The following is a 379-nucleotide window of genomic DNA, read 5'->3' as shown; positions in this document are numbered from 1 at the left end:
TAACTCTGCACCGTCCACGTCGATCTGCTCGATGCCCGTGAGTCGCCGGCAGAACGGCGTGAGCTTCGGGTGCACTACTGGCCGCACGAGGGCCTGAAAGACGTCCAGGATCTCGCCGGCGGGCGTGGCCCAGACAGCACCGATCTCGATGATCTCCATCGCCTGCAGAGCGTCGGCCTCATCGCAAGTCGCTTCGAGATCGATGACAAGCATGGCATTCGCTGGCCATGTCGAAAGTGGAAGAAAGTTCATTGCAAACATTCTATCAAACATGCACAATATCAACTATATTTGTGACAACAGGAGATAGAAATGAACAGCATGACGCTTGAGCAGTTTCGCGCCACTACCAGTGCAGGCGGGGTCAAGAGCGTGACCT

Annotated in this window: 1 protein-coding gene; it reads right to left on the bottom strand. The window is 55.7% G+C overall.

The window, feature by feature from the left end; translation table 11 throughout:
• Positions 1 to 213 (bottom strand): 3'-5' exonuclease (locus GVJ63_RS22145; protein WP_200843150.1); only part of this gene is annotated, 213 nt, incomplete at its 3' end.
• Positions 214 to 379: the final 166 nt, after the last annotated feature.

This window comes from Pantoea sp. 18059 (genome assembly GCF_902706165.1).
In the GTDB taxonomy this organism is placed as follows: domain Bacteria; phylum Pseudomonadota; class Gammaproteobacteria; order Enterobacterales; family Enterobacteriaceae; genus Pantoea; species Pantoea agglomerans.
The sequence above is the reverse complement of the archived record's forward strand: the minus strand, read 5'-3'. Positions and strand labels throughout refer to the sequence as shown.